At 60.6% G+C, this 26,453-nt stretch carries 24 protein-coding genes and 1 tRNA gene; 18 read left to right on the forward strand and 7 right to left on the reverse strand.

The window, feature by feature from the left end:
• From gabD to JN12_RS03030, 7 genes are all read right to left on the reverse strand, one after another.
• Positions 1-1,455, reverse strand: a complete 1,455-nt coding sequence (gabD, locus tag JN12_RS03000; protein ID WP_145017955.1) for an NADP-dependent succinate-semialdehyde dehydrogenase — start codon at positions 1,453-1,455, stop codon at positions 1-3.
• A gap of 245 nt (positions 1,456-1,700) precedes the next feature.
• Positions 1,701-2,411 (reverse strand): ABC transporter ATP-binding protein, encoded by a 711-nt coding sequence (locus JN12_RS03005; protein WP_145017956.1) that lies wholly within the window; start codon positions 2,409-2,411, stop codon positions 1,701-1,703.
• On the reverse strand, positions 2,408-3,133 hold the full coding sequence (locus JN12_RS03010) for an ABC transporter ATP-binding protein (RefSeq protein WP_145017958.1): 726 nt from the start codon (positions 3,131-3,133) through the stop codon (positions 2,408-2,410). Before JN12_RS03010 ends, JN12_RS03005 begins: the two co-directional genes overlap by 4 nt.
• Before the next feature lie 2 nt (positions 3,134-3,135).
• Positions 3,136-4,125 (reverse strand): branched-chain amino acid ABC transporter permease, encoded by a 990-nt coding sequence (locus tag JN12_RS03015; RefSeq protein WP_145017960.1) that lies wholly within the window; start codon positions 4,123-4,125, stop codon positions 3,136-3,138.
• A gap of 1 nt (position 4,126) precedes the next feature.
• A complete protein-coding gene (locus JN12_RS03020) occupies positions 4,127-5,011 on the reverse strand; it encodes a branched-chain amino acid ABC transporter permease (protein ID WP_145017962.1) in 885 nt (294 codons plus the stop codon).
• A gap of 147 nt (positions 5,012-5,158) precedes the next feature.
• Complete coding sequence (locus JN12_RS03025) at positions 5,159-6,403, reverse strand: amino acid ABC transporter substrate-binding protein (protein ID WP_145017964.1); 1,245 nt, start codon at positions 6,401-6,403, stop codon at positions 5,159-5,161.
• 370 nt (positions 6,404-6,773) lie between these two features.
• Entirely contained in the window at positions 6,774-8,549 is a 1,776-nt protein-coding gene (locus tag JN12_RS03030) for a sigma 54-interacting transcriptional regulator (RefSeq protein WP_145017966.1), read from the reverse strand.
• Between the two features lie 342 nt (positions 8,550-8,891).
• Here JN12_RS03030 and gabT point away from each other — a divergent pair, with 342 nt between their 5' ends.
• The 18 genes from gabT to JN12_RS03120 all read left to right on the forward strand — a co-directional run bounded on the left by gabT (position 8,892) and on the right by JN12_RS03120 (position 26,444).
• Complete coding sequence (gene gabT / locus JN12_RS03035) at positions 8,892-10,235, forward strand: 4-aminobutyrate--2-oxoglutarate transaminase (RefSeq protein ID WP_145017968.1); 1,344 nt, start codon at positions 8,892-8,894, stop codon at positions 10,233-10,235.
• Positions 10,178-10,528: a TIGR04076 family protein gene (locus tag JN12_RS03040; protein ID WP_145017970.1), complete on the forward strand. Its 351-nt coding sequence runs from the start codon at positions 10,178-10,180 to the stop codon at positions 10,526-10,528. The genes gabT and JN12_RS03040 overlap by 58 nt, the downstream gene beginning before the upstream one ends.
• A gap of 392 nt (positions 10,529-10,920) precedes the next feature.
• On the forward strand, positions 10,921-11,373 hold the full coding sequence (gene tnpA, locus JN12_RS03045) for an IS200/IS605 family transposase (RefSeq protein ID WP_145017972.1): 453 nt from the start codon (positions 10,921-10,923) through the stop codon (positions 11,371-11,373).
• A gap of 233 nt (positions 11,374-11,606) precedes the next feature.
• Positions 11,607-12,773 (forward strand): ABC transporter permease, encoded by a 1,167-nt coding sequence (locus tag JN12_RS03050; RefSeq protein WP_145017974.1) that lies wholly within the window; start codon positions 11,607-11,609, stop codon positions 12,771-12,773.
• A gap of 39 nt (positions 12,774-12,812) precedes the next feature.
• Positions 12,813-13,556 (forward strand): hypothetical protein, encoded by a 744-nt coding sequence (locus JN12_RS03055; RefSeq protein WP_145017977.1) that lies wholly within the window; start codon positions 12,813-12,815, stop codon positions 13,554-13,556.
• A gap of 139 nt (positions 13,557-13,695) precedes the next feature.
• Positions 13,696-14,901, forward strand: coding sequence for a hypothetical protein (locus JN12_RS03060; RefSeq protein WP_145017980.1), 1,206 nt, complete (start codon positions 13,696-13,698; stop codon positions 14,899-14,901).
• Between the two features lie 28 nt (positions 14,902-14,929).
• Positions 14,930-16,291, forward strand: a complete 1,362-nt coding sequence (locus JN12_RS03065; RefSeq protein WP_145017982.1) for a peptidoglycan-binding protein LysM — start codon at positions 14,930-14,932, stop codon at positions 16,289-16,291.
• A gap of 33 nt (positions 16,292-16,324) precedes the next feature.
• Positions 16,325-18,262, forward strand: a complete 1,938-nt coding sequence (locus JN12_RS03070; RefSeq protein WP_145017985.1) for a GspE/PulE family protein — start codon at positions 16,325-16,327, stop codon at positions 18,260-18,262.
• 147 nt (positions 18,263-18,409) lie between these two features.
• Complete coding sequence (gene pheA, locus JN12_RS03075; protein WP_145017987.1) at positions 18,410-19,486, forward strand: prephenate dehydratase; 1,077 nt, start codon at positions 18,410-18,412, stop codon at positions 19,484-19,486.
• A 129-nt stretch (positions 19,487-19,615) separates the two neighbouring features.
• Complete coding sequence (locus JN12_RS03080) at positions 19,616-19,918, forward strand: hypothetical protein (RefSeq protein ID WP_246125732.1); 303 nt, start codon at positions 19,616-19,618, stop codon at positions 19,916-19,918.
• Between the two features lie 16 nt (positions 19,919-19,934).
• Positions 19,935-20,795 carry a prephenate dehydrogenase gene (locus JN12_RS03085; RefSeq protein ID WP_145017993.1) on the forward strand — a complete coding sequence of 287 codons (861 nt, stop codon included), beginning with the start codon at positions 19,935-19,937 and terminating at the stop codon, positions 20,793-20,795.
• 23 nt (positions 20,796-20,818) lie between these two features.
• Positions 20,819-22,108: a 3-phosphoshikimate 1-carboxyvinyltransferase gene (gene aroA, locus JN12_RS03090; RefSeq protein ID WP_170241825.1), complete on the forward strand. Its 1,290-nt coding sequence runs from the start codon at positions 20,819-20,821 to the stop codon at positions 22,106-22,108.
• A complete protein-coding gene (gene cmk / locus JN12_RS03095; RefSeq protein ID WP_145017996.1) occupies positions 22,105-22,779 on the forward strand; it encodes a (d)CMP kinase in 675 nt (224 codons plus the stop codon). Before aroA ends, cmk begins: the two co-directional genes overlap by 4 nt.
• A gap of 12 nt (positions 22,780-22,791) precedes the next feature.
• Complete coding sequence (locus JN12_RS03100) at positions 22,792-23,640, forward strand: 4-hydroxy-3-methylbut-2-enyl diphosphate reductase (protein WP_145017999.1); 849 nt, start codon at positions 22,792-22,794, stop codon at positions 23,638-23,640.
• A gap of 66 nt (positions 23,641-23,706) precedes the next feature.
• A complete protein-coding gene (locus tag JN12_RS03105) occupies positions 23,707-25,461 on the forward strand; it encodes a 30S ribosomal protein S1 (protein WP_145018002.1) in 1,755 nt (584 codons plus the stop codon).
• Between the two features lie 57 nt (positions 25,462-25,518).
• Positions 25,519-25,803, forward strand: coding sequence for an integration host factor subunit beta (locus JN12_RS03110; RefSeq protein WP_145018005.1), 285 nt, complete (start codon positions 25,519-25,521; stop codon positions 25,801-25,803).
• 23 nt (positions 25,804-25,826) lie between these two features.
• Positions 25,827-25,913, forward strand: a tRNA-Leu gene (locus tag JN12_RS03115).
• Positions 25,914-26,030: 117 nt separating this feature from the next.
• The gene (locus tag JN12_RS03120; RefSeq protein ID WP_145018008.1) at positions 26,031-26,444 is read left to right on the forward strand and encodes a DUF4020 domain-containing protein; all 414 of its coding nucleotides are present in this window, start codon (positions 26,031-26,033) and stop codon (positions 26,442-26,444) included.
• The last annotated feature ends 9 nt before the right edge of the window (positions 26,445-26,453 follow it).

The raw sequence follows: 26,453 nt of genomic DNA on the forward strand, positions 1-26,453 counted from the left end.
TTAAATCCCGCCCATGCAGAGGTACTTGACCTCCAGGAAATCATCCATGCCGTACTTGGACCCCTCGCGGCCGAACCCGGACTCCTTCACCCCGCCGAACGGGGCGACCGCCGTGGAGATGAGGCCGGTGTTGATCCCCACGATGCCGTACTCCACTGCCTCGCCGACCCGCCAGACCCGGCCTATGTCGCGGCAATAGAAATAGGCGGCCAGGCCGAACTCGGTGTCGTTGGCCATCCGGATCGCCTCCTCCTCGCTACGGAACCGGAAGAGAGGCGCCAGCGGGCCAAAGGTCTCCTCGCGGGCAACGGCCATATCCGGGGTAACGTCGGCCAGGACGGTCGGCTCGAAGAAGCTCCCACCGAGCGCATGCCGCTTCCCACCGCACAGCACCCGCGCCCCCTTGGCAACAGCGTCGGCAATATGCTCCTCCACCTTCTCCACGGCCTTCAGGTCGATGAGCGGTCCCTGCTGGGTCTCTCCCTTCAGACCGTCTCCGACCTTCAGATTCCGCACCGCCGTCACCAGCTTCGCGGCAAAGGCATCATAGACAGTGTCCTGCACCAGGAACCGGTTGGTGCAGACGCAGGTCTGGCCGGTATTCCGGTACTTGGAGACGAGCGCCCCCTCCACCGCCGCATCCAGGTCGGCATCGTCGAAGACCATGAACGGCGCATTCCCCCCCAGCTCCAGGGCCAGCTTCTTCACGGTGCCGGCGCACTGCTCCATCAGCAGCTTGCCGATCTCGGTCGAGCCGGTGAAGGTGAGCTTGCGCACGATGGGGTTCCCGGTCATCTCCCCGCCGATGGCGCCCGATGCACCGGTCACCACGCTGAACACCCCGGCCGGCACACCGGCGCGGGATGCCAGTTCAGCCATGGCCAGGGCCGAATACGGTGTCTGGGTGGCCGGCTTGAGCACCATGGTGCAGCCGGCAGCCAGGGCCGGCCCTGCCTTGCGGGTGATCATGGCTGACGGGAAGTTCCAGGGGGTGATGGCCGCGCAGACCCCGATCGGCTCCTTGAGGACCACGATCCGCTTGTCCTTCTGGTGCGGGGGGATGGTGTCGCCATAGACCCGCTTCCCCTCCTCGGCAAACCACTCCAGGAACGAGGCGGCATAGGCAATCTCCCCCCGCGCCTCGGCCAGCGGCTTTCCCTGCTCCGCGGTCATCAGGACGGCCAGGTCCTCCTGGTGCTCAAGCATCAATTCGAACCAGCGGCGCAGGATGGCGGAGCGTTCACCGGCGGTCCTGGCGCGCCAGGCGGGAAACGCCTCGTTGGCCGCCTCAATGGCCCGGCGGGTCTCGGCAGCACCCATTTTCGGGATGACACCGATTTTCTCCCCGGTTGCCGGATTGGCCACCGCCACCGTCTCGCCGCTATCGGCACCGATCCACCGGCCGTCCACATAACACTGCTCCCGGAAGAGGGAGGGATCTTTGAGTTTAAACATTGCTGCTTTCTCCTGTCTCGTTGTCGTAATTGTTTTCGTCACGTACGTGACTGAAGGGGTGTGCCATACCCTTACCGGGGGATGAATCCCCCGGCTACAGGCATTCTGTCCCGATGGGACGTGAGATTGTAGGTTGGGTTAGCGTCAGCGTAACCCAACAAATGCCGCTGATTCGTTGGGTTACGGCGATACAACCGCCTAACCCAACCTACGTCAGTTGTGATCGTACCGGCTCCGCTCCGGGGCTAGAACCCCAGGTACGCCTCACGGATCGACTGGTCGGCCTCCAGTTCCCGGCCGGTCCCCTGCCCCACGATCCGGCCGTTCTCCATGACGTAGCAGTAGTCGGCCACCTTCAGGGTCTGATGGACGTTCTGCTCCACCAGGAAGATGGTCAGTCCCTGGCCATGCAGATCCTTGATGACGTTGAAGACCTCCTTGACCATGAGCGGCGCCAGCCCCAGGCTCGGCTCGTCGAACATGATCACCTGCGGGTCCTGCATCAGAGCCCGGCCGATGGCGACCATCTGCTGCTCCCCTCCCGACAGGGTCTCGGCGGTCTGGGTACGCCGCTCCTCAAGGCGGGGAAAGATCTCATAGACCCGTTTCAGGGTCTGTGCCCGTTTTCCCTGTGCCCGCTTCAGGTATGCCCCGACCAGCAGGTTCTCCTCCACGGTCATCTTCGGAAAGAGCTGCCGCCCCTCCGGTACCAGGGTGATTCCCAGGTCCACCACCCGGTGCACCGGCCAGCCGCTGGTCATTGTGCCGCAGTATTCGATCTTCCCCTCTTCCAGCCCCACGAGCCCGCAGATCGCCTTCAGGGTCGTGGTCTTGCCGGCGCCGTTGGCCCCGATCAGCGCCACCAGCTGCCCTTTCTTCACCGAGAAGGAGATGTCCCAGAGCGCCTGGATGTCGCCGTATTTGACCGATATGGATGAAACGTCCAGTACTTTCATGCCGCTGCCTCTCCCAGATAGGCTTCGATAACCATCGGGTCCTGCGCCACCTCTGCCGGCGCCCCCTCTGCTATCTTTTCGCCGAAATTCAGCACCACGAGCCGGTCGCTGATACTCATGATGACCCGCATGATATGCTCCACGATCAGGATGGTGATCCCCTGAGACTTGAGCTTTAGGATCAGCTCGACCGTCCGGTCCGCTTCGGTCGGGTTGAGCCCGGCCACCACCTCGTCGAGGAGGAGGAAGGATGGTTCGAGGGCAAGGGCCTTGCCGATCTCCAGCCTTTTCCGCCCCGCCAGGGTGAGGCCGGCGGCAGAGACGTGGGCGCGGTCGGCCAGACCGGTCATCTCCAGGATCTGCCAGGCATGCTTCTCCGCAGCAGCCCGCTTCGGGTAACGGAGAAACGAGGCGATGACCACGTTCTCCAGCACCGACAGGCCGGCAAACGGCTTCACCACCTGGAATGTCCGGCCGATGCCGACCCCGGCAAGGTCGTAGGGTGGCTTGCCGCTGATGTCCTTCCCCTTGAAGATGATGGTGCCTCTCGTTGGGGCGTAATAACCGCTGATGACGTTGAACAGGGTCGTCTTGCCGGCGCCGTTGGGGCCGAGCAGGCCGACGATCTCCCCCTCCCGGACCCGGAAGGAGACGTTATTGACTGCCGTCAGCCCCCCGAAGCACTTGGTTACCCCGTTCACCTGCAATAGAGGTTCTGCCATGGTCACTCCCCCTCTTCCTGTGGCACGCGCACGTCAATGATTTTTCCTGCTGTTTCCGGCTTGTTCTGCTGCTTTCCCCTCTTCGACCCCATGAAGGTGCCCCACACGCCATTGGGCATGAAGACGACACTCAGGGCGATGAGGGCACCGAGGATGATGAGATACAGCACCTGGTACTCGGAGAGGTAGGCCCAGAACACGGTCTTGAAGGCAAAGATCACGATGGCGCCGATTACCGGTCCGATCAGGGTCCCCATGCCGCCGAAGACGACCATGACCAGCGCCTGGTCGCTCACCAGGTCACCCAGGGTCGAGGCGGGGTCGATGAAGGTGATCCAGTAGGCATAGATGCCGCCAAGGATGCCGGTCGGCAGCGACGAGAGGACGAACGACTGCATTTTGAGCTTGGTGGGATTGAGCCCCAAGGCCATGGCCCCCTGCTCATCCTCGCGGATTGCCTTCAGCTTCAGCCCGAAGGGTGCCCGCTCCAGGAGGTACCAGAGGATGATGAAGGTCCCGGCGACCACCCCGAACATCAGGTAGTAGAAAAACCGGGGGTTCAGAAAGGCGTTGAGCCGCATCCCGTCCGGGCCGCCGGTGATCTCCATCATCAGCGCCAGCTGCTGGATCGCCCGCGACAGTGCCCAGGTGGCGATGGCGAAATAGGGTCCCTTCAGGCGCAGGGTCGGCAGGCCGGCGATAACGGCGCCGATCCCGGCCACCCCCCCGCCGGCCAGCAGGGCAAGGGCAAAGGGCCAGTTGGCCCGCATCATCAGGATGGCGACCGTATAGGCCCCGAGGCCGAAGAACGCCCCATGACCGAAGTTCAGGTACCCGGTGTACCCGGCGATCACGTCGAAGGCGATGGCCAGCCCGATCCACATGATCCCCTCGGTAAGGACCCGCAGGACGAAGGTGTCGTGAATAACCGTTGGCACGGCCAGGAGTACGGCCAGTACCAGCAGAGCCCATCGGATGTTGAAACCTTTCATGTCAGACTCCCCTACCGAAGAGACCCCTCGGCGAGATCAGCAGTATCGTGTACAGAATTGCAAAGACAGCCAGCAGGGTGTGGCCCGGATCGAAGTAGATCAGGAAGATCGACTGGACCATGCCGAGCAGAAGCGCTGCCCAGGGCACGCCGGCCAGGTACCCCATCCCGGCCAGGACGACCACGAAGAAGGCGAAGATCGTGTACTGCGACCCCATCTGGGCGCTGACGGAGAGGATGCAGCCGATCAGGACGCCGGTCATGGCGCTGATCCCCACGTAGATGGCGTAGACGTAGGCCCCGGTCCGCTTGCCGTTGACCCCCATGAGTCCGGCGGCGTCCTTGTGCTGGGCCAGTGCCCTTACCCCGAGGCCGAAGGTGGTCTTCTTCAGGAGATAATGGAGTATGGCGGTGATCGCCAGGGCGTAGCAGAGACCGGCCAGGCGTATCGTCGGAATGGTCACGCTGATGCCGAGCTTCTCGATCAGGATCGACCCCTCGGAGAACATGGAGGGGATGGAATTGGTGTAAAAACCGAACACGGTCAGGGCCAGCCCCTGGAACATGAGCCCCAGGGCAAAGGTGAAGACCAGCCCCATGAGCAGGGGATTGCCCCGGTTGCCACTCATCACCCGGTGGATGACCGGCTGGATCAGGTAGCCGATCAGGGCGAAGAAGATGAAGACGACCGGCAGGGTTATGAACGGGTCCAGACCGGTCCACTTGTTCAGGTAGTAGCCGGCAAAGGCGCCGAACATGATCCATTCGCCGACCGCGAAGTCGATGACGTGCATCACCCCGTAGGTAAGGGAGAAGGCGATGGCTATGGTGATGTAGATCCCACCGAGCAGTATCCCGTCGATCAGGGCTTGCGGCAGTAGTTCCATGGACTGTTCCTCCAACAAAGACGTTCGATCTGCGTGCGGCGTGTATCAGGTGAAGATTTCAGGGTTAAATTACAAAATTCATCCATATGTCCCCCCTCCCCCGCCAGGGGGGAGGGAATTATACGTTAGTTCAAGAGTTACCCGGTGCTACCGGTTCTTCCACTCCTGCATCGGGTACTGGGGCTTCGCCTCCTGGCTGGCAACCGGGCCGACGGCGAGCGCCTTGCCGTTCTGGATCTGGATGGTGAGCGGGGTCATGCCGACGTTGGCGTGGTAGAACTGGCCGCTGGTGGCGAACTTGACCTTGCCGTAGAAGGTATCCACATCCAGTGCCTCAAGTGCCTTGACCAGCTTGTTTCGCTGCTCCTCGGACATCCCGGGGGTGGCACCGATCTTCTGCAGGGCAGCCTGGAAGGCGATGCCGGCTGCGGACGAGCCAGCCTGGGTGTAGTCGGCCGGGGTCTTGAACGCCTTTTCGGCAGCGGCGGCATAGCTGGCGGCGTTCGGCCAGAGGATCTTGCTGCTGGTCCTGGCCGCAGGGGTCCAGACCGAGGCGCCGAACACCTGGTTGGCATCCTTGCCCAGGGCCTGGATGAAGGCCGGCTCGGTCACGCCGTAGTGCATGAGCAACGCCTTGGGGGTGTAGTTGATCTGACGGAGAGACTTGACCAGCTTGATCAACTCCTCGTCGTGGCCACCAAAGGCGATCAGGTCGGGCTTCATGCCACGGACCGCGGAGAGGAGCGGGGTCAGGTCCTGGCCGGCCGGAACGATATTGAACTTGAGAACCTTGATCTTTGCCGCTTCGGCAGCCGCCTTGAACGCCTCGGCAGTTGCCTTGGAGAAGGTGTCGTTGGAGCCGAGAATGACCGCGGTCTTGGGTGCGGGCTTCATTTCGGTCAGGGTCTTGATCGGCGCTGCGCCGGTGAAGTTGACCGGCGGCACGGTGCCGAAGGTGTAATGGAATTTGTTGGTCCAGATCAGGGGGGATTCGGCGGAACCGGTGATCATGGGAATCTTGTACTTCTCGGCGATCGGTGCCACAGCCAGGGTTACCCCGGAAGAGTAGGGACCGAGGATAAAGTCGACATTCTCCTGGGTAATCAGCCGCTCGGCTGCGGAAGCCCCTGCTGCCGGGTTGGACTGGGCATCGGCATAGAAGAGCTTCACCTGGTACTTCTTGCCCTTGATATCGATTCCCCCCTTGGCGTTCACCTCCTGGGCCCAGAGGTCGTATCCCCGCTTGGTGACGTTCCCGCCGGTGGCCAGGTCGCCGGAGAGCTCGGTGACGACCCCAACCTTGAAGAAGTTCCGGGCCTCCTCGGCGTATGCCGCAGTGGCCAGCAGGGCCGAGGTGATGAGGGCGAGTCCTACTCGTATGCTACGTTTCATGTTCTGCCTCCTTGTTGGTGATGGTTGTCAGCTGATCCGAGCGTGAGCTATTGTGCGCCGTCCTGCTCTTTGTCCACGTAAGTTCGCGATTAAATAAAACAAGTTTTTATATTAGTCACTAAAAGCACAAGGTATGCCAGGAGAACACGAAAGAAATGGGAGACGGGAACAACCGATTGGCCGGCTGAAACGGATCACCGGATAACCTTCTGTAATAATTGCCGCATTGACTGCGGGTGGCGAGGGGCCACTCTTCTCTGAAGGAGAAAATTCCTGTCAACGGGAAAACAAATCGGATAAACGCTGTTCGTAAATTCAGTATTCGACAGGATATCGCTATGCATATTTGCATATTAATCAGAATTCACCACTACCCCAGCCCGTATTTCTTCAGCTTCCGGGCAATGGTCGACTGGTTGACGCCGAGCGCCTCCGCCATTCGCGACTGATTGCCGTACTGCTCCAGCGCACGGAACAGCATCTGCCGCTCCACGCTCTCCAGGGCCTGCTGCAAGGTCACCCCCTCGTCCCACCCAACTTCGACATGGGACGCGTCGACGGCAGGCCCCACGATGTCGATCGGCAGGTCCTTGAGATCGATCAGTTCGGTATCGGTCATGACCACCAGCCGCTCGCAGATGTTGATCAGTTCGCGGACATTGCCCGGATAGGGGTAGGAAAGCAGGGCATCGGAAGCGGCCCGGGTCAGCCGCTTCCTGATGTTGTTCTTTTTACCGAAAGAGTCCAGGTAATGGTTGATGAGGGAGGGGATACACTCCTTGCGCTCCCGCACCGCCGGCACATAGATCGGGATCACCTTGAGGCGGTAATAAAGGTCCAGGCGGAACCGTCCCTGCTCCACCATCTCTTCCAGGTTGCGGTGGGTGGCAGCCAGTATCCGGACGTCCACGGTCCGCCCCTTGGTACCGCCGAGTCTGGTGATCCGGCCGTCTTCGAGAAAACGGAGCAGCTTGACCTGCGAAGGGAGCGGCAGTTCGGCAATCTCGTCCAGGAACAGGGTCCCTCCGTCGGCAAGCTCGAAGTAGCCCGGCTTGCCGGCCCCCTGGGCGCCGGTGAACGCCCCCTTTTCGTAGCCGAACAGCTCCGATTCGATCAGCGACTCGGGGATGGCGCCGCAGTTGATCTTGATGAGGGGCTTAGAGGCTCGGGGTGAATTCTTGTGGATCAGATCGGCAATGAGACCCTTGCCCACCCCTGACTCGCCGAGGATCAGGACCGACGAATCGACGGCGCTCACCTTGAGGGACTGGCGCAGCGCCTTCAGCATGCTGGGACTCCGGGCGATGACCCGCCGCGACTCCAGTTCCATCTGCTGCATCTCCAGCATCTGGCTCCGGAACTGGTCCTTGATCGCCTCCTGCTCTTCCAGTTCCCGCTGCAGGGTGTCGATCTCGGTGATATCCCGTTCGCTCACCACGACCCGGATCAGCCGACCGCCCGCATCGAATACCGGCGTGCCGGTGATGATCAGCTTCCGCTCGTCCCGCTGCTGGAGCATGTTTACCACCTGGCCGGTCCTGATCACCTCCAGGGTTGCGGACTTGTCGATAAAACCTTCCCGAACCAGGTCATGCATGGAACGGCCGATAATCTCCTCCGGCCGTACCCTGTTCAGCCGTGCCGAGGCCGGATTCATCCGGAGTACGATGGCTTCCCCGTCGCAGATCCAGAGGCCGTCGGAAGACGAATCGATGATCGCGTCCAGCTCCCCGGTCAGCTCCTGGTAGAACCGCATCTGCATCGCCATCTCTTCCAACCCGGTACTCTCCACGAATACGCAGACCGCTCCGATTTGCTCCGTATCCATCAGTATCGGGCTGACCTGTACCAGGTAATTCCCCTCGTTTCCCCGTACGGTGATCTCAACGCTATGGGTTCGTCCCCGGAGCTTCTTGGCGACCTTTGGCCAGAGCTCGGGAAGGGCGTCGTTCAGGTGGATGCCCGGTGAGATCCCGAAATTGGTCCGGGCAACCCGATTGGCCAGCAGGGTCATGCCGGAGGTGTTGACCGCCAGGAGCCCCACCTCCATGGCATTCACCATGGCCTGGTAGAAGTTTTCCGCAGGAAACGCGTCGGCACCGAACGTGGAACCGATCAGGGGGAAGGGGTCGATTGTCAGCGACATGGGATACCTCGCACCGGGAAATAAGCTTCCCATTCAAAGCGTATGGATGGGAACGAAATAGCGTTATGCCTGCATTATGCACAGATGCATAGTTTATGCAATAACGAATATCAGAACCGGGAGACGCGGCCACAAAAGGTCGTGTCTCTGGGCACCAACCGCAGGCATCTCGCCATAACTCGCTGATAATACATATTTTGATTGTTTTGGTATGGTCCTTGATAACCGCTGTCATGCAGACAGACACTGCCTCCTGCTGCCGATTGCGGCCAAAGGCCCTGCAGATCAACTGCAACCCGACCCGGCTGTCCCCGCACCCACCAAATACAAAGGAGTATGCCCATGTCCTCGCGAAACGCACAACTACTGGAGCAACGAAACCAGCATGTCCCACAGGGGCTCGTCAATATCACCACCGCCTTCATCACCAAGGCCAGCGGTGCCATCATGGTCGATGCCGATGGCCGGGAACTGATCGACTTCGCAGGGGGGATCGGGGTGAACAACGTCGGCCATTGCCACCCCAAAGTGGTCGCCGCCATCAAGGACCAGGCGGAAAAATTCATCCACACCTGTTTCCATGTAGCGCCCTACGAAGAGTATGTCGAACTGGCCGTCCGCCTCAACGAGCTTGCCCCGGGCGACTTCGCCAAGATGACCATGTTCACCAACTCCGGAGCCGAGGCCGACGAGAACGCCATCAAGATCGCCCGCTACGCCACGAAACGGCCGGCAATCATCGCCTTCGACAACAGCTTTCACGGCCGGACCAATCTGACCATGGCGCTGACCAGCAAGGTAAAACCTTACAAGCTCGGCTTCGGGCCGTTCGCGCCGGAAATCTACCGGGCCCCCTACGCCTACTGCTACCGCTGCCCCTTCGGGTTGAAGCACCCCGAGTGCAAGGCCGCCTGCGCTGACTACCTGGAAGAGTTCTTCATCTCCCATGTGGCGGCCGAGCAGACTGCGGCAATCATCGCCGAGCCGATCCAGGGCGAAGGGGGCTTCGTCACCCCGCCGCCCGAGTATTTCCCCAAGCTCAAGGCGATCTGCGAAAAGTACGGCATCCTCCTCGTCATCGACGAGGTACAGTCCGGCATGGGCCGGACCGGCAAGATCTTTGCCATCGACCACTGGGGGATCACCCCGGATATCGTCACCTCCGCCAAGAGCCTTGCCGGCGGCATGCCGCTGGGCGCCGTCACCGGCCGGGCCGAGCTGATGAATCTGCCGCACATCGGCGGACTCGGCGGCACCTACAGCGGCAACCCGCTCTCCTGCCGGGCAGCCCTGGCAGTGCTCGAAATCCTCATTGAGGATGGACTGCTCAAGCAGGCCGAACTCCTCGGCGACCGGTTGCAGCAGAGGTTCGTCGCCCTGCAGGAGAAGCACGAGATCATCGGCGAGGTGCGCGGCAAGGGGCCGATGCTGGCCCTGGAACTGGTCCGCGACCGGGAGACCAGGGAGCCGGCCGGCGACGAGGCCAAGAAACTGACCAAGCTCTGCTTTGACAAGGGGCTCGTCATCCTCTCCTGCGGCAGCCACGGCAACGTGATCCGCTTCCTGATGCCCCTGGTCATCAGCGAGGAGCAGCTGGAGCGGGGTCTCGCCATCCTGGAGGAGTCCCTGTGCGAACTGGAGGCAGAGCGGAGCCCGGCAAAGAGCTGCGCCTGCGCCGGGCGCTGATCATGCGGATGGAACCGGATCAGCGGGTCAGGATCGAGGTTGTCTCATCGGAATGCCCCCTCATGAAGGAGGGGGCTACCGTGTATCTGAACGGGCCGCTCATCGACTATGAGCGGTCTGCCCCGGTCTGCGTGTCGGCCCTGGTGGGGATCTACCCCTGGGTCATGACCGCCCGTTTCGGGATCGAGTCGGAAAAACTGGGTCACACCCCGGCCGGCTACCGGCTCTGCTGCCCGGACAAGCTGGTGGAATTCAGCATCACGGCCTGTACGGAATCAGGAGCTCACCCATGAAGCTTGTCAGGGTCGACATGACCGAAGCACCATAGCCGTCCGCGTAGCACGTTTTCATGGAGGCCAACGGTCAAGCTAACCTGCTTGACCGTTGGCCTCTTGTCTCGCATTTATCCCGCCCAAATTTCTTGCCAGCATGAAAAATCCTTCCTTTCCGGTTCGGAAATAGGTAGTTTCTGGTCGGCGTTTACGCCGTGAAGCATCAATCGGCAGATGCCGGGGGATGATTCCCCGTCTACAGGCATTCTATCGCTCCGCGATGGTTTCGGGTTTACGCCCCGTAGGACCCAAAGGGCCTAAAGGGCAGAATGCGTGTAGCCCGGCGATTCATCGCCGGGTTATGATGCGAACCTTGTAGCCCGGCCTTTCATGGCCAAGCGTAGGGGGCAGGCATGGCAAACACCTTTACATTTCTTCGCTACCACATCGTTTTCAGTACGAAGAACCGCGAGCCCTGGTTTACGCCGGAAAACGAGGGCCAAATTTGGGACTATATCGGCGGCATCGCCCGCGATAACGGGATGCAGGCGATAATCGTCGGCGGATACAATGACCATGTTCATGCCCTTGTTGCGGTCCCACCAACGATGCCGGTATCGAAGGCGGTCCAGATGATGAAGGGGGCGTCGTCGCACTGGATTCACCAGACCTTCAACGATATGGCGGCGTTCGCATGGCAGGACGGCTACGGCGCCTTTACGGTCGGACTGTCCCAGGTTGCCGATACGGTCAGGTATATTGAGGGGCAGAGGGAGCACCACCGGCAACGAACCTTTCAGGAAGAGTACGTGGCGTTTCTACGCAAGCATGAGATTGCTTTTGACGAACGGTTTGTGTGGGGGTGAGGGTGTGGGATTGGGGGGAAACCGGAGGAGAACAGACGCAGGGGAATGAATTCCCCGTCTACACGCATTCTATCGCCACGCGATGAAATTTATGTGTGATGCCTTCGTCCCGTCCCGTGGAATGAATCCCACGGCTACAGGCATGCTGCCGCTACGCGGCGAAAACACGATAAACATCGCGCTAGCGATAGAATGCTTGTAGACGGGGAATTCATTCCCCGGCAGGACACGACATGCCAATCCCCTTTTCCTATAGCTTCCGCAACCTCTGGACCAGGAGGCTGACCACCGTGCTGACGGCCGTCGGCATGGCCCTGGTGGTCTTCGTCTTTGCCGCGACCCTGATGCTGGCCGAGGGGCTGCGAAAGACCCTGGTGGAGACCGGCTCCTACGACAACACCCTGGTCATTCGCCGTGGTTCTCAATCGGAGGTGCAGAGCGGGGTGGAACACCTCCAGGCCTCCATTGTCGAGAGTCAGCCGGAAATCGCGATTGACGCCAATGGCAAGCCGCTGGTGGCCAAAGAGTTGGTGGTCCTGATCAACCTCCCCAAACGGGGGACCAACAAGCCGGCCAACGTGGTTATCCGCGGCATAGGCCAGACCTCCATGAAGCTGCGTCCCCAGGTCAGGCTGAAGGAAGGCAGGATGCCCCGGCCCGGTTCGGCGGAGATCATGGCCGGTGCCAGCATTGCCCGCCGCTTTCAGGGTGGGGGGATTGGCGAACGGCTGCGTTTCGGGATGCGCGACTGGACCGTGGTGGGAATCTTCGACGCGGGGAGCACCGGCTTCTCGTCGGAGATCTGGGGCGATGTCGACCAGCTCATGCAGGCCTTCCGGCGCCCGGTCTATTCGTCGATCCTGTTCAAGCTGAGAGATTCCGGCTTGTTCGAGGCGGTCAGGCAGCGGCTTGAAGAAGATCCGCGCCTCCACCTGGAAGCGAAACGGGAGACCACATACTATCTGGACCAGTCAGAGGCGATGGCCAAGTTTCTCCGAATCCTCGGCATCACCCTCACCATCATCTTCTCCCTGGGTGCGGTGATCGGGGCAATGATCACCATGTACGCGGCGGTTGCCAACCGGATCACCGAGATCGGCACCTTGCGCGCCCTGGGGTTCAGCCGGCGAAGCATCCTCTCGGCCTTTGTGCTGGAGTCGCTCCTCCTGGGACTCCTGGGAGGAATCGTCGGGGTTTTTGCGGCCTCCTTCATGCAACTGATCACCATCTCCACCATGAACTGGCAATCGTTCGCCGAACTGGCCTTTTCCTTCTCCCTGACCGGCGCCATCGTCCTGAAATCTCTGGTCTTCGCACTGTTAATGGGGCTGGTGGGTGGCGTACTGCCGGCATTCCGGGCAGCCCGGATGACTATTGTGGATGCCCTGCGGGCATCATGATGGTGCCCGGTCAACGACAATCTGAAAGGGTGATGTCCCATGTTTGGCTTCAGACTCAAGAGCGATAGAATAGCCTGGTTCCTGCTGGCACTATCGTTGATCCTCTACGGGCTCGACTACTGGCTGTACGGCCGGGCCGGGGAGATCGGCTTCGGCTTCCTCGGCAACCTGGCCTTTCTCCCCATCTATGTCCTTCTGGTAACCCTGATGATCGAGCGGGTCCTGAAGGAGCGGGAAAAGGAAGCGCTCCGCCAGAAGCTGAACATGGTCATCGGTCTGTTTTTCAGCGAAGTGGGGAAAGCCCTGCTCAAGAACGGCCACGGCTTCGTGACCGATGGCCGGGAGTTGGCGGAGAGAGTGAAGATATCAACGCTCTGGAACGGGGACGATTTCCGCTCCCTTGCTGCCTGGCTGAAGCGGATGGATGTGAAGATGGACAGCCGACTGGGCGACCTGCCGGCACTAAAGGAGTTTTTGAGGGGAAAACGGACGTTTCTACTCTCTTTAATGGAGAATCCTAACCTGTTGGAGCACGACGACTTCACCGATCTGCTCTGGGCCGTTTTTCACCTGCTGGAAGAACTGGAGAGCCGGACCGAACTTGCCGGGCTGCCCGGAAGCGACCTGGATCACCTTACCGGCGACATCAAGCGCGCCCACATCCATCTCCTGCGCCAATGGGTTGCCTATCTGGAGCACCTGAAAGAGGATTATCCGTATCTCTTTTCCCTGGCGGTCAGGACCAATCCGCTCAATCCCGGGGCGCAGATTGAGGTGGATTGATCCGTTGCCAGTAAATCCGAATGGTTTGGTGCTATAATTTCGTTTAATTATAGTAATTGTTTGCCGATGAAAAGACCTTATGGTAACTAACTATATCAACTATGGCAACTGGCCGATTTGCTTATAAGCACGGTTTATCATGCAAAATATCCTTATAATCTCCAACGATACACAAAGCCAGTCAGTCACCGACTTCTTCCAGCCGTTGGTTCGGGGGCAGATCAACTTAGTGACCGACTTCGACCAGGGACTGAAGGAAGTCTTCGACAAACGGCCAGTGGCGGTCTTCATCCAGAGCGAGATTGCCGGGATTTCCGGTGATGCCGTGGCCAAGCATATCAAAGGGCTTCTGCGCGACGACTCGCCTCGCCTGGTCCTGCTCAGAGATGCCCCGGAAAGGCCCCCGGCCTCCCGGCATGCCTTTGACGACAGCATCGACCTCTTCCTGCCTCTGGAGGAGGTACTGAAACTGACGCGCAGCCAGTTGGAAAAGGTCGCCGGCCTGGAGCTGCTGGAAGCAGCCCCCCCGACAATACCACCGGAGTCCGCACCGTCAATCGCAGCACAGGCCCCCACCATATCTCCCCAACGGAGTGAAACACCGGAGCCGTCAACGGCACCGCGCGCCACGATTACTCCGCACCGGCCGGCTGCACCGAAGCCCGGCACAACCCAGCCGACAGCAAAACCGGCTGCGGTGCGCAAGTCTGCGCCAACCCAGAAACGGGTTGCCCCAGCGCCGGGTGCAGCAGGGTCACACGCTGTCGGGACAGGTGCAATACCACCGATAAACGCCACAGTGGAAACACCTCCTTTCGAGCCGGGATTAACGCCCCGTCAGACCACCAGCCGAATATGGCTCTATCTCTGTATCCTGTTGGCGTTACTGCTGGGAGGCGCCTTCTTTTTTGCCCCGCGCTGGTTCGGCCTCAAGCCGAAACCAGCGGCGCCGGCGGCGACAGCGAACCTGCCGGTTGGGGCCGGAACCGGCGCCAGGCCCATTCCCGCCATCGTTCCGCTGAACAACCGAGATGCCGCCTACGGCACAAGCCGGCCGGGTTGGGATCGGTATCTGACGCCTACCCTTGAATACCTGGTATTCAAGGAACAGGGGAATATGAAGGCCCTCCAGGTAATCGGCAGAGATGGCGGCAACGTACCCGAGCCGACGGTCACTGCCCTGCTGCGGGACGCCTTCCACTCTGCAGGCTACACGGTGAAAAGTACCAGGGAGCAGGATGGCTACCTGGTGGAGGAAGGAACCATTTCCGGCAAGGGAGAGATCCTGTTCTATCGGAAAAAAACGCCCGCAACAATCCGGGCAATAGTGGTCACCTGGCCGTGACGATTGCATATTATGAACGGGGAGTAGCATGGGGATAAAGCGAACGACGGAAACCCTGATGGCTCTGGTATTGGTGATGGGGCTTGCGGCTGAAGCCGTTGCCGTCGATCCGCGTTTTGCCATTGACCTAAAAACACTCGATCAGAGGCCTGCCGCGGCAGAGACGCCGGCGCACCAGCCGCAACGGCGCGACAGTGCGCCGATTGCCTCCAAGCCCGCGACCGCGCAACCAGCGAAAAAGGGTGTCAGACACTCCCGAGTGGCGAGCCACCGTAACCGCCCAGCAAGGTCCCAACTGGTCGAAAAAGGGACCGGCCAGCAGTTGCAGATGCTCAGCATGACCAAGGGGACCGAGGTTGGAGCGCTGGAGGTCTTGAAACAGTTCTGGCCCGGCATGGTACCGGCAAAAGAGACCGAATACAGGCCGCTGGAGGTTTCAAGCCCAACCTTTGCCCTCTCCCTTGACGCCGGTCGCTATCCGGCCCTGCCGGCCATGGACGGCGGCAGGATCGTGGTCGATGCGGCCGGAACCATGCCGTCGCTGGTCAGGACCCTGCTCATGGAGCAGGGGGACAAGGTGCGGGTAGTGTCGGAAAATCCGGCCAACCGCCGGCGGTTCTTCTCGTCGCTGCTGAAGGCAGCACGCTTCTACTCCGTGGAAGAGGATTTCTCCGTCGGTTTTGGCAGCGATCCTCAGTTGACCGTCACGGCCGACTACAAGATCGAGAAAGCCGCCGACAGCCTGCTCAAGCATGAACTGCTCCTGCTGAACGTCCGGGATGACCTGCCAGCCATGCCTCCGGCGTTGGGAGCCTTTCTCAGAGAGGAAGGTTTCTCTGTGCAGGAACCCTTTGCCCAGACGGTTGCCGGCGGGAGCGGCAGGCGGGGGACCGTCTGGCAGGTAACCGCCAAGGATTCGCAAGGGATGGCCGACGGCCTGCTCAAGGCCCTGAATCTGCCGGTTGACCGGGACCGGAACGTAGAGCTTTTCAGTTACCGGGAGAGCGGACTGGTTCTAACCATCAAGGCCGACCGTTACGTGGAAAGCGGGGGAGAGCGCTTCATCATAAATACCTTCACTGGCGACCCGGTGGCCTATACCCTGACCAGGCTCCTGGAGACCAGGGGCTACCGGGTTGTCATGCTGGAAGCAAAGGATGGCCTGCAACAGGTCTCGGAAAAACTCATGTCCCGTCTCCGCCTTCCGGGCTCTTATGCGCGGCACACGCTCTGGGCACCCGGCGATGCACCTTACTCGCTGCGTGTTTCCGGGGTCATGCTGCCGCGGAGTGCCCAAAACGGGGGAACTCTGTTCGTCACATCGAGGGAACTTCAGCCTCTCCACCGGGAGCTGCTGGATCTGAACGGCTACCGGGTGCTGGCCGACTGAGCGACCGAACGTAACGACCCGGGACACGACACCATGGCACCGAAAAAGCTCGGCGAAATCCTCATAGAGAACAATCTTGTCACTGAACAGCAGCTCAGTGAAGCCCTGGAGTTGCAAAAGGTCTTCCCCAACCAGACAGTGGGCCAACTCCTGTGCCGACTCGGCTTTCTCCAGGAGTCCGATCTGGTGTATGTCCTGGAGCAGAGTGGCAAGCGTCAGCGGCTCTCCGATATCCTGATCAAGCAGAGAATTCTGGATGCGGAACAGATCGGCAAGTCTCTTGAAGTCAGCAGGCGCGACGACATCCCCCTTCACAAGGCGATTCTCAAACTCAACCTGCTGAACGAAGGTGTCCTGGGGAAGATCATCGCCGGCCAGTATGATCTCTCCTTTGTTCACATCGATTCCATGATTGTCGAGCCGGACCTCGCCCGCTCCATCAACGCCAGCTACGCCCAGAAGCAGAAGATCGTCCCCATCTCCAGGATCGGCAACACCCTGACCCTGGCCATGTCCTATCCCCTGAAACTCCAGGAACTGAAGGACCTGGAAGCCACCATCCGCCTCAGGATCATCCCGGTCATCGCGCCGGAGAGCGAGATCATCCTTGCCCAGCAGCGTCTGTACAAAACCTCGGCAACCACCGATACCGGATCGTCCGAGAGTACGTACGACCTGGACATCTCCCCGGACAGCATCGGCGATATCCTCAGCGCCACCGGAGGCACGGAAGAGCCCGACCTGGAGGAGGAGGTCCGCAAGGTCACGGAGCGGGACAGCGTCATAGTCAAGCTGGTCAACAAAATCATCTACGACGCCAACATGAATCGCGCTTCCGACATCCATATCGAGCCGTATCCGGGGAAAAACGACGTGATGGTGCGGATGCGGGTGGATGGTCACTGCAAGTTCTACCAGCAGATCCCCTACAAGTACAAGTTCGCCATCAGTTCCCGGATCAAGATCATGGCCGAACTGGACATTGCCGAGAAGCGCCGTCCCCAGGACGGCAAGATCGCCTTCAAGAAGTTCGGTCCGCTGGATATCGAGCTTCGGGTTGCCACCATGCCGACCTCCGGGGGGCTCGAAGATGTGGTGATCCGGATACTGAACAGCGGCGAACCGGTCCCTTTTGAACGGCTGGGGCTTACCGAGCGCAACCAGCGGGTATTCCGGGAGAGCATCACCCGCCCCTACGGCATGATCCTCGTGGTCGGCCCGACCGGTTCGGGCAAGACCACCACCCTCCACTCGGCCGTGTCCACGATCAATAAACCGGAGGTAAAGATCTGGACCGCCGAGGACCCGGTGGAGATCACCCAGAAAGGCCTCCGCCAGGTGCAGGTGAACACCCGTATCGGCCTTACCTTCGCGGCGGCACTCCGTTCGTTCCTCCGGCTCGATCCGGACGTGATCCTGGTGGGAGAAATGCGGGACATCGAAACGGCCTCCATCGCCATCGAGGCCTCGCTCACCGGACACCTGGTGCTCTCCACCCTGCATACCAACAGCGCCTCCGAGACCGTTACCCGCCTCCTGGACATGGGGATGGACCCCTTCAGCTTCTCCGATTCCCTTCTCTGCGTTCTGGCCCAGCGTCTGGCCCGCACCCTCTGCCCGGATTGCAGGGAGACCTATACGCCGGGCACCAGCGAGCTGGCCGAGATCGTCGACGAGTACGGTGCCGAGTTCTTCAGCCAGACCGGCATCAATGTGGAGCAGGTCACCATGGCCCGGCCTGTGGGGTGCCACAAGTGCGGCAACAGCGGCTATCGGGGCAGGATCGGACTCCATGAGCTCCTGGAGTCGACCGACACCATCAAGAGCCTCATCAAGCATAAGGCCGAAACCGACCATATCCGGAAACAGGCACTCGCCGACGGCATGACCACCCTGAAACAGGACGGCATCCTGAAGGTTTTCCAGGGGCTGACCGACATGCAGGAAGTCCGCAGGGTCTGCATGAAGTAGGGGCGATCCTTGTGATCGCCCAGCAAAAGCGCAAACACACGCCTAGCCCCGACAACCGCACGGGGAAAAAGGCGTTGCAATTTCCCCGGCTATCCTTTAAATTACACCCTCCCAAAGCTCCCCCATTCTCCCTCGTGGTGATTCAGCGTGCCGAAAAAACATACCCTCGACGAACTCCGTGCAACCATCGATGCCATTGACAACCGGATACTCGACCTCCTGAACGAACGGGCGTCCCGGGTCCTGGAGGTGGGAAAGGTCAAAGAGGCGGAGCAACGCGCATTCTACGTCCCCAACCGGGAACGGGAGATTTACGAACGCCTGGCCAAAAACAACGCCGGCCCCTTCCCCAACGACGGGCTCAGGAGCGTATTCCGCGAGATCATCTCCGCCTCCCTTTCCCTGGAAACTCCCATGAAGGTGGCCTTCCTCGGCCCCAAGGCCACCTTTTCACACCTGGCAACCATGCAGCGCTTCGGCCTCTCCGCCGAGCTGGTCCCCCAGAAATCGATCCCGGCGGTATTCGAAGAGGTTGAAAAGGGTCGGGCCATGTACGGGGTGGTACCGGTGGAAAACTCCACCGAAGGGGTCGTCTCCCATACCCTGGACATGTTCATGGAGAGCAGCCTCAAAATCAATGCCGAGGTGCTGCTGGAGGTTTCCCACTTTCTCCTGTCCCGCACCGGCCGGATCGAGGATGTCAAGAAGGTCTATTCCCACCCGCAGCCGCTGGCCCAGTGCCGGCAGTGGCTGCAGGACAACCTGCCCAACGTGCCGCTGGTGGATGTTGCCTCCACCACCATGGCGGCGCAGATCGTCAGCGAGGACTACCACGCGGCTGCCATCGCCAGCGAGTATGCTGCCTCGCTCTACGATCTCAAGGTGGTGCGGGAGCGGATCGAAGACCAGATCAACAACTTCACCCGGTTCCTGGTCATCGGCCCCACCCTGCCCCAGCCCAGCGGCGACGACAAGACCTCCCTGATGTTTGCGGTCAAGGATGCCCCCGGGGTCCTCTACCACATGCTGGAGCCGTTCGCCAAGCGGGGGATCAACCTCTCCAAGATCGAATCGCGGCCGATGAAGAAAAAGGCCTGGGAGTATATTTTCTTCCTCGATCTGGCGGGACACCTGGCCGAACCGGGCATCGACGAGGCCGTCGAAGAGTTGAAGGGATACTGCCAGTTCGTCAAGGTGCTCGGCTCGTATCCGCGCGCCAAGTAACCGTTGCTGCTGGTGCCCGTAGAATCCGCATGAACCGAGATGACGCGAGCGTCCTAAGCCGGGCCAAAGCCCAACAACTACTCTCACTGGGGGGAATGAGCGATGGAGTATCAAGGCGTACCTGAAGAGATGAAAGTTCAGGATCTCATCGTGGAAAAGACGCTGAAAAACGGCATGTATGTCGAAATCCGTCTCGTCAGGCTGCCACGGCAGTTAGAAGCGGCCCTGTTCCTTGATGGCCGCTTCAAGCCGGGACCGCCAATTCCGCGCCCGTTGGACAATCCCACCGGTGATGTGACCCACTGGATGGGGGTGCGCCCCAGCATTGGCCTGACCGCGGAAGAGGCCGACAAGATTGCCGGCGAGGTCAATGTCCAGAACTTTCTCCACAAGTTGCAGTTTGTCGACCGCTGGGGCAAGGAAGAGGAGTGATCCGGGAATTGCACCGATGCCGTTGATCAATAGATTAGCCATAATCGGCGTCGGCCTCATCGGCGGCTCCCTGGCCCGCATCCTGCGGGACCGTGGCGAGGTGTGCGAAGTCGTCGGGATCGGCAGGGGCAGAGCCAACCTGGAACGGGCCGTGGAACTGGGAGTGATCGACAGATTCAGCCACGACCCGGTGGACGGGGTTGCCGGAGCCGACCTAGTATTCCTGGCAACGCCGGTCTGCACCATTGCCGACCTGGTCCGGGAAATCGCCCCTGGTCTTGCGCCGGGCTGTATCGTGACCGACGGCGGCAGCGTCAAGGGGGAGATCGTCGCCCTGTGCGAACCGCTCATGCCGCCGGGGACCTTCTTCGTCGGCGGCCACCCCATTGCCGGCACCGAAAAGTCCGGGGTGGAGGCCGCGTTTGCCACCCTCTACCAGCATCGGCGCTGCATCCTCACCCCGACGGAGGCCACCAGCCCGGAGGCCCTGGCCAAGGTAGAGCGGATGTGGCAGCTTGCCGGCAGCGACGTGGTCCTGATGGACACCTTCAAGCACGACCGGGTGATGGGGGCGGTCTCCCACCTCCCCCATATGGTGGCCTACAGCCTGGTGAATGCCGTGGGCGCCTACGACCGGTGCGACGAAAACCTGCTCAAGTACTCGGCCGGCGGTTTCCGCGACTTCACCCGCATCGCCTCGTCGGACCCGGTCATGTGGCGCGATATCGCCGTCATGAACCGGGATGCGCTCCTGGAGATGATGGATTTCTTCGCCGGCTGGTTCGCCGACCTGCGCCGGCTCGTCGAAAGCGGCGACAGCCAGGGGTTGGAACAGTTTTTCGCCAGTTCCAAGGGGTACCGGGACGGCATCGGGTGACTATGGGTTTCTCAGGGGGTAATGTGGAAAGCTACACCGTACAGCCGGTCAAGGGAGTCCGGGGGGAGATTGCCGTCCCCGGCGACAAGTCCATCTCCCATCGCTCCATCATGCTCGGCTCCATCGCCCGGGGGACGACGACGGTCAAAGGGTTCCTCAGGGGTGAGGACAACATGGCCACGCTCAACGCCTTCCGGGCCATGGGGGTGGTGATTGAAGACGACGGCGAAACCCTTGCCATCCGGGGGAAGGGGCTCCACGGGCTCACCGAACCGGGGGATGTGCTGGATTGCGGCAACTCCGGCACCTCCATGCGCCTCATGACCGGCCTTTTGGCCGGACAGCGCTTCTTTTCGGTCCTGACCGGCGATCAGTACCTGCGGCGGCGGCCGATGAAGCGGGTCGTCGGGCCGCTGGCCCTGATGGGGGCCGCCATTCTCGGTCGGGACGGCGGCGAAAAGGCCCCCCTGGCCATTGCCGGCCGGCCGCTGACCGGTATTGACTACCGCTCCCCGGTGGCCAGTGCCCAGGTAAAATCGGCCCTGCTGCTGGCCGGACTCTACGCCCAGGGGCCGACCGTTGTCAGGGAACCCCACGTCTCCCGTGACCATTCGGAGCGGATGCTCCGCCATTTCGGGGCCGATCTGGAGGTTGCCGACGACGGGGTGACCATCAGGGGGGGCAGGGAACTGGACGGTCGGGAGATCGTGGTTCCGGGCGACATCTCCTCGGCCGCCTTTTTCCTGGTGGCCGGGCTGATCGTGCCCGGCTCCGAACTGCTTATTCGCGGCGTCGGCATCAACCCGACCAGAACCGGGATCATCGACATCCTCACCCTGATGGGGGGCGACCTGGAACTGCAGAACCATCGGGAGGTCTCGGGCGAACCGGTGGCCGACCTGCTGGTCCGCTCCTCCCGCCTGAAAGGGATCGAGATCGGCGGCGACCTGATTCCGCGGGCCATCGACGAGTTCCCGGTCATCGCCGTCGCTGCGGCGCTGGCCGAGGGGCGTACCGTGATCCGCGATGCCGGGGAACTCCGGGTCAAGGAGACCGATCGGATCGCGGCCATGGCGCAGTCGCTCCGTCTCGCCGGCGCCTCTGTGGAAGAAACCGAGGACGGCATGGTGGTCGACGGCAAGGAGACCCTCGCCGGTTGTGCGGCGGACAGCCACGGCGATCACCGGATCGCCATGGCCATGCTGATCGCCGGACTGGCCGCCACCGGCGCCACCACGGTGAACGACACCGCCTGCATCGCCACCTCCTTCCCGACGTTCATGAGGCTGCTCGAACAGGTGGCAGTACGGTGAACGGTTTCATCATCGCCATCGACGGACCTTCGGGGGCGGGCAAGAGCACCATCACCCGGCTTCTGGCCAAGCGGCTCGGCTTTCTCCATATCGACACCGGCGCCATGTTCCGTGCCGTGGCCCTCATGGCCCAGCAGGCCGGCATCGACCCCGCTGACCGGGAGGGGCTGGCAAACCTGTGCAATGGCCTGTCCCTCGACCTGGTGGCAGAAAACGATCACTGCCGCGTGGTGGCAAACGGCGAAGACGTGACAACTGCCATCAGGACCCCGGACATCAGCCTCCTGACATCAAAGATCTCCGCGGTCGGTGTCGTCAGGAACTGCCTGCTGGAACGGCAGCGGCAGATGGGCCGAACCGGTCGGGTAGTCCTTGAGGGGCGCGATATCGGCACCGTGGTCTTTCCCGATGCCCAGGTGAAGTTCTACCTCACCGCCTCCGCAGAGGAGCGCGGCCGACGCCGGTACCTGGAGCTCAGCGCCAAAGGGGAGCAGGTCTCCCTTGAGCAGACCATTGCCGAAGTACGCCAACGCGACGACGCGGACCGTAGGCGGCCCATCGCCCCGCTCAGAAAGGCGGACGATGCCGTTGAGATCGATTCGTCCGCACTGTCCATCGAAGAGGTGGTCGAACGGATGGAGCGGGTCATAACGGAGCGGCGCACCCGCTAACAAGGAGTCTTCATGGAAGTATTGCTCGCCAAACAGGCCGGTTTCTGCTTCGGAGTCAAACGGGCCACCAAGATGGCCTTCGAGGCTGCCGACAAGGGAGGGACCACCTACACCCTCGGCCCCATCATCCATTCGCCGCAGGTAGTCCAGAACCTGGAAGAGAAAGGCGTGCGGGTCCTGAAAGAACTGAGCGATCTGGAAAAGGGGACCATCATCATCCGCTCCCACGGCGTGACCTTCGAAGAGCTGTCCGAGGCGGTCCGCAAGGACCTGGAGATCGTCGACGCCACCTGCCCCTTTGTCAAGAAGGCCCAGGAACATGTGAGCAGTCTCTCCGAGGCCGGCTACGATGTGGTGGTCGTCGGCGATGCCGACCATCCCGAGGTGCAGGGGATCGTCTCCTACGCCAAGGGAAAGGTCTATGTGGTCGGTTCCGGCGATGAAGCGCTCAAACTCCCCAAGATGGCCAAGGTCGGCATCGTGGCCCAGACGACCCAGTCGTTCGAAAACCTGAAACTGGTCACCATGGAGTGCCTGGCAAAAGGGGGCGAAATCCGGGTCTTCAACACGATCTGCGATGCCACCGCCGTACGGCAGGAAGCTGCCAAGGAACTGGCCCGCGCCGTGGACTGCATGATCGTCATCGGTGGCTACAATAGCGCCAACACCAAACGGTTGGCCGAGGTCTGTGCCGAGCTCCAGCCCCGCACCTACCATATCGAAACAGCCCAGCAGCTTGATCCCGCCTGGTTCGAAGGTGTGCATCGGGCCGGGGTGACTGCCGGGGCCTCCACGCCGAAGTGGCTCATTGACGAAGTAATGGAACGGATCAGCCGGATCGACCAAGACAAAAGCAGTTGAATTTTTCGGGAAATATTGCTAGGTTTGCAAAATTCTAAAGACAAGCGTTGAGGGGGTACTGGTTTGATGAGTGAGGAGAAAAGGCAGTCGAAGGGCAACACCACGCTGATAAAGCGTTTTACCGATATTGACGAGGATCATGAGGCCGGATCGGGGGAGTTTGAGGAGCTGTTCCATGAGAGCCTCAAGGAGATCCAGGTCGGCGAGGTTGTCACCGGCACCGTTGTCCAGGTAAATGCGGACATCGTCCTGGTTGATGTGGGGTACAAGTCGGAAGGATGCGTCTACACCTCGGAGTTCACCAACGAAGACGGCGAAGTGATCGTCCAGCCCGGCGACCAGGTGCGGGTTGTGGTCCTGCGCGGCGAAAACGAGAAGGGCTACGTGGTCCTCTCCAAGCGGAAGGCCGAAGAACGGGTCGGCTGGGAGAATATCGCCACTGCCGGAGGTGAAGGCGGGATCATTGAAGGCACCATCTCCGCCAAGGTGAAAGGCGGCTTCACGGTCGATATCGGCATGCCGGCCTTTTTGCCCGCGTCTCAGGTCGATGTCCGCCCTGCCGGCAATCTGGACCGCTATCTCGGCATAGTCGACAAGTTCCGCATCCTCAAGGTCAACCGCAAGCGCGGCAACGTGGTCCTCTCCCGCCGGGCACTGATGGAGGAGGAACGCGAGCAGGTCAAGCAGCAGACCCTGTCCTCCCTGTCCGAGGGACAGGTACTCGAAGGCGTGGTCAAGAACATCACTGACTACGGCGCATTTGTCGATGTGGGCGGCCTGGATGGCCTCCTGCACATCAGCGACATGTCCTGGGGCAAGCCGAGCCATCCGTCCGAAGTGGTCAAGGTTGGTGACACGGTAACGGTCAAGGTCCTCAAATACGACAGCACCAAGGGGAAGATCTCCCTGGGGATGAAGCAGATCCTCCCGGACCCATGGTTGAATGTGGAAGGGAAATATACCATCGGCGACCGGGTATCCGGAAAGGTCGTAAGCCTGGTGGACTACGGCGCATTCGTTGCGCTGGAGGATGGGATCGAGGGTCTCATTCATGTCTCCGAGCTGTCCTGGACCCGTCGCGTCCGTCATCCGTCCGAAATACTCAAGGTGGGTGAAAGCGTAGACACGGTAATCCTCGGCGTCGACCTCGGCAATCGCCGCATCTCCCTCGGCCTCAAGCAGACCACGGTAAATCCGTGGACCGTGTTGATCGAAAGATACCCGGTTGGCACCAAGCTCGAAGGCCAGATCAAGAACATCACCGACTTCGGGGTCTTTATCGGCGTTGAGGACGGGATTGACGGTCTGGTCCATGTATCAGACATCTCCTGGACCAAGCGGATCAAGCATCCCGGCGAAGTATTCAGCAAGGGTCAGACGATCCAGGCGGTGGTACTTAATGTCGACCCGGAAAACGAACGTCTGTCCCTGGGTATCAAGCAACTGCTGCCCGATCCCTGGTCCCTGGTAACGGAAAAGTACCGGCCGGGCACCCGGGTGCGGGGCAAGGTATCCTCGGTTACCGATTTCGGTGTATTCCTTGAAATTGAGGAAGGGATCGAAGGTCTGGTGCACGTTTCCGAGCTTTCCCAGGAAAAGGTTCCATCCGCCAAAGGCTTTGCCAATGTCGGTGACGAAATGGAAGCAGTGGTCCTGAGCGTAGACACCATGGACCGGAAGATCGGTCTTTCCATCAAATCTCTGCAGACCGCCCTGGAGAAGGAAGAAATGGCCGGCTACATGGGGAACCAGTCGGAATCATTCTCCAGCCTGGGAGACCTGCTCAAGGGTGGGCTGAAAAAGAACGGCTCGTCTGAGTAGAGAGAGTGGAAGCGACAGACTGCCAGCTATGATTTATCTGCTGAAGAGGGGTATGCAATGACGAAGAGCGAACTGGTCCAAAAACTTATGGATGTTAACGGGCTCCTGTCCCGCAAGGATTCGGAACTGGTGGTCAATCTGATATTTGACTCCATGACCGATGCGCTGAAGCGGGGAGAAAAGGTGGAGATCCGCGGATTCGGCAGCTTCACGATTCGGGAGCGTGACGCCCGTGAAGCCAGGAATCCGAAGAGCGGAGAGGTTGTCAGAATCACCGCCAAGAAGACACCATTTTTCAAGACCGGCAAGGAGCTCAGGGAGCGGGTCAACGGCGAGGCCTGATCTATCCTGCCAGCAACAGCCAGGCCCGGATGGCGGAATTGGTAGACGCAAGGGACTTAAAATCCCTCGGTCGCAAGGCTGTGCCGGTTCGAGCCCGGCTCCGGGCACCACGATAGAATCCAACGGTATACATAGCAGTCCAAAAGGCCCTGAGAAATCAGGGCTTTTTGTATTGTCCAATAAATATATCTCGGTATTCCCACGAAATTTTCATCGGAGCATTCTTCATGGCTCGTCTTACCCTTCCCAAACACAAGCGTCTGTACGCCGTTGCGGACATCCTGCGGAACCTAGGACAACCGGCACCCCTGTCTTCATCAGAATTGGGAGAGATGGTTGAGTGGTCCGCCTGCCTGGGAAGTGTATTCGATAAGGTGGTAAAGATGATCTGCGATCTCCCTGCGCCCGAGATATCAGATTCCTACACGTTCCATCTTATGAATGAGAAGGGAATTGCAAACAAATACCCCAGTGAGTTAGCGAAGCTCCTTATACATCTTATCCCTCAGATGACAAAGTCATGGATGTGCACTGAACTGGTTCCTCTCGCCAAGGTACTCCGCGATAGAGGTATTGATGGAAGATCGCTTACAAAAATCCAGAACAGCCTTATTACTCTTGGCTGTAATGAGACTTTTTAGAGTGATAAC

Source organism: Geobacter argillaceus (assembly GCF_007830735.1).
In the GTDB taxonomy this organism is placed as follows: Bacteria; Desulfobacterota; Desulfuromonadia; order Geobacterales; family DSM-12255; genus Geomobilibacter; species Geomobilibacter argillaceus.

Excerpts from the sequence above, each read along its gene's own strand:
- gabD (WP_145017955.1), bottom strand. The coding sequence starts at position 1,455 with ATGTTTAAACTCAAAGATCCCTCCCTCTTCCGGGAGCAGTGTTATGTG.
- JN12_RS03005 (WP_145017956.1), bottom strand. The coding sequence starts at position 2,411 with ATGAAAGTACTGGACGTTTCATCCATATCGGTCAAATACGGCGACATC.
- JN12_RS03010 (WP_145017958.1), bottom strand. The coding sequence starts at position 3,133 with ATGGCAGAACCTCTATTGCAGGTGAACGGGGTAACCAAGTGCTTCGGG.
- JN12_RS03015 (WP_145017960.1), bottom strand. The coding sequence starts at position 4,125 with ATGAAAGGTTTCAACATCCGATGGGCTCTGCTGGTACTGGCCGTACTC.
- JN12_RS03020 (WP_145017962.1), bottom strand. The coding sequence starts at position 5,011 with ATGGAACTACTGCCGCAAGCCCTGATCGACGGGATACTGCTCGGTGGG.
- JN12_RS03025 (WP_145017964.1), bottom strand. The coding sequence starts at position 6,403 with ATGAAACGTAGCATACGAGTAGGACTCGCCCTCATCACCTCGGCCCTG.
- JN12_RS03030 (WP_145017966.1), bottom strand. The coding sequence starts at position 8,549 with ATGTCGCTGACAATCGACCCCTTCCCCCTGATCGGTTCCACGTTCGGT.
- gabT (WP_145017968.1), top strand. The coding sequence starts at position 8,892 with ATGTCCTCGCGAAACGCACAACTACTGGAGCAACGAAACCAGCATGTC.
- tnpA (WP_145017972.1), top strand. The coding sequence starts at position 10,921 with ATGGCAAACACCTTTACATTTCTTCGCTACCACATCGTTTTCAGTACG.
- JN12_RS03050 (WP_145017974.1), top strand. The coding sequence starts at position 11,607 with ATGCCAATCCCCTTTTCCTATAGCTTCCGCAACCTCTGGACCAGGAGG.
- JN12_RS03055 (WP_145017977.1), top strand. The coding sequence starts at position 12,813 with ATGTTTGGCTTCAGACTCAAGAGCGATAGAATAGCCTGGTTCCTGCTG.
- JN12_RS03060 (WP_145017980.1), top strand. The coding sequence starts at position 13,696 with ATGCAAAATATCCTTATAATCTCCAACGATACACAAAGCCAGTCAGTC.
- JN12_RS03065 (WP_145017982.1), top strand. The coding sequence starts at position 14,930 with ATGGGGATAAAGCGAACGACGGAAACCCTGATGGCTCTGGTATTGGTG.
- JN12_RS03070 (WP_145017985.1), top strand. The coding sequence starts at position 16,325 with ATGGCACCGAAAAAGCTCGGCGAAATCCTCATAGAGAACAATCTTGTC.
- JN12_RS03080 (WP_246125732.1), top strand. The coding sequence starts at position 19,616 with ATGAAAGTTCAGGATCTCATCGTGGAAAAGACGCTGAAAAACGGCATG.
- JN12_RS03085 (WP_145017993.1), top strand. The coding sequence starts at position 19,935 with ATGCCGTTGATCAATAGATTAGCCATAATCGGCGTCGGCCTCATCGGC.
- JN12_RS03100 (WP_145017999.1), top strand. The coding sequence starts at position 22,792 with ATGGAAGTATTGCTCGCCAAACAGGCCGGTTTCTGCTTCGGAGTCAAA.
- JN12_RS03105 (WP_145018002.1), top strand. The coding sequence starts at position 23,707 with ATGAGTGAGGAGAAAAGGCAGTCGAAGGGCAACACCACGCTGATAAAG.
- JN12_RS03110 (WP_145018005.1), top strand. The coding sequence starts at position 25,519 with ATGACGAAGAGCGAACTGGTCCAAAAACTTATGGATGTTAACGGGCTC.
- JN12_RS03120 (WP_145018008.1), top strand. The coding sequence starts at position 26,031 with ATGGCTCGTCTTACCCTTCCCAAACACAAGCGTCTGTACGCCGTTGCG.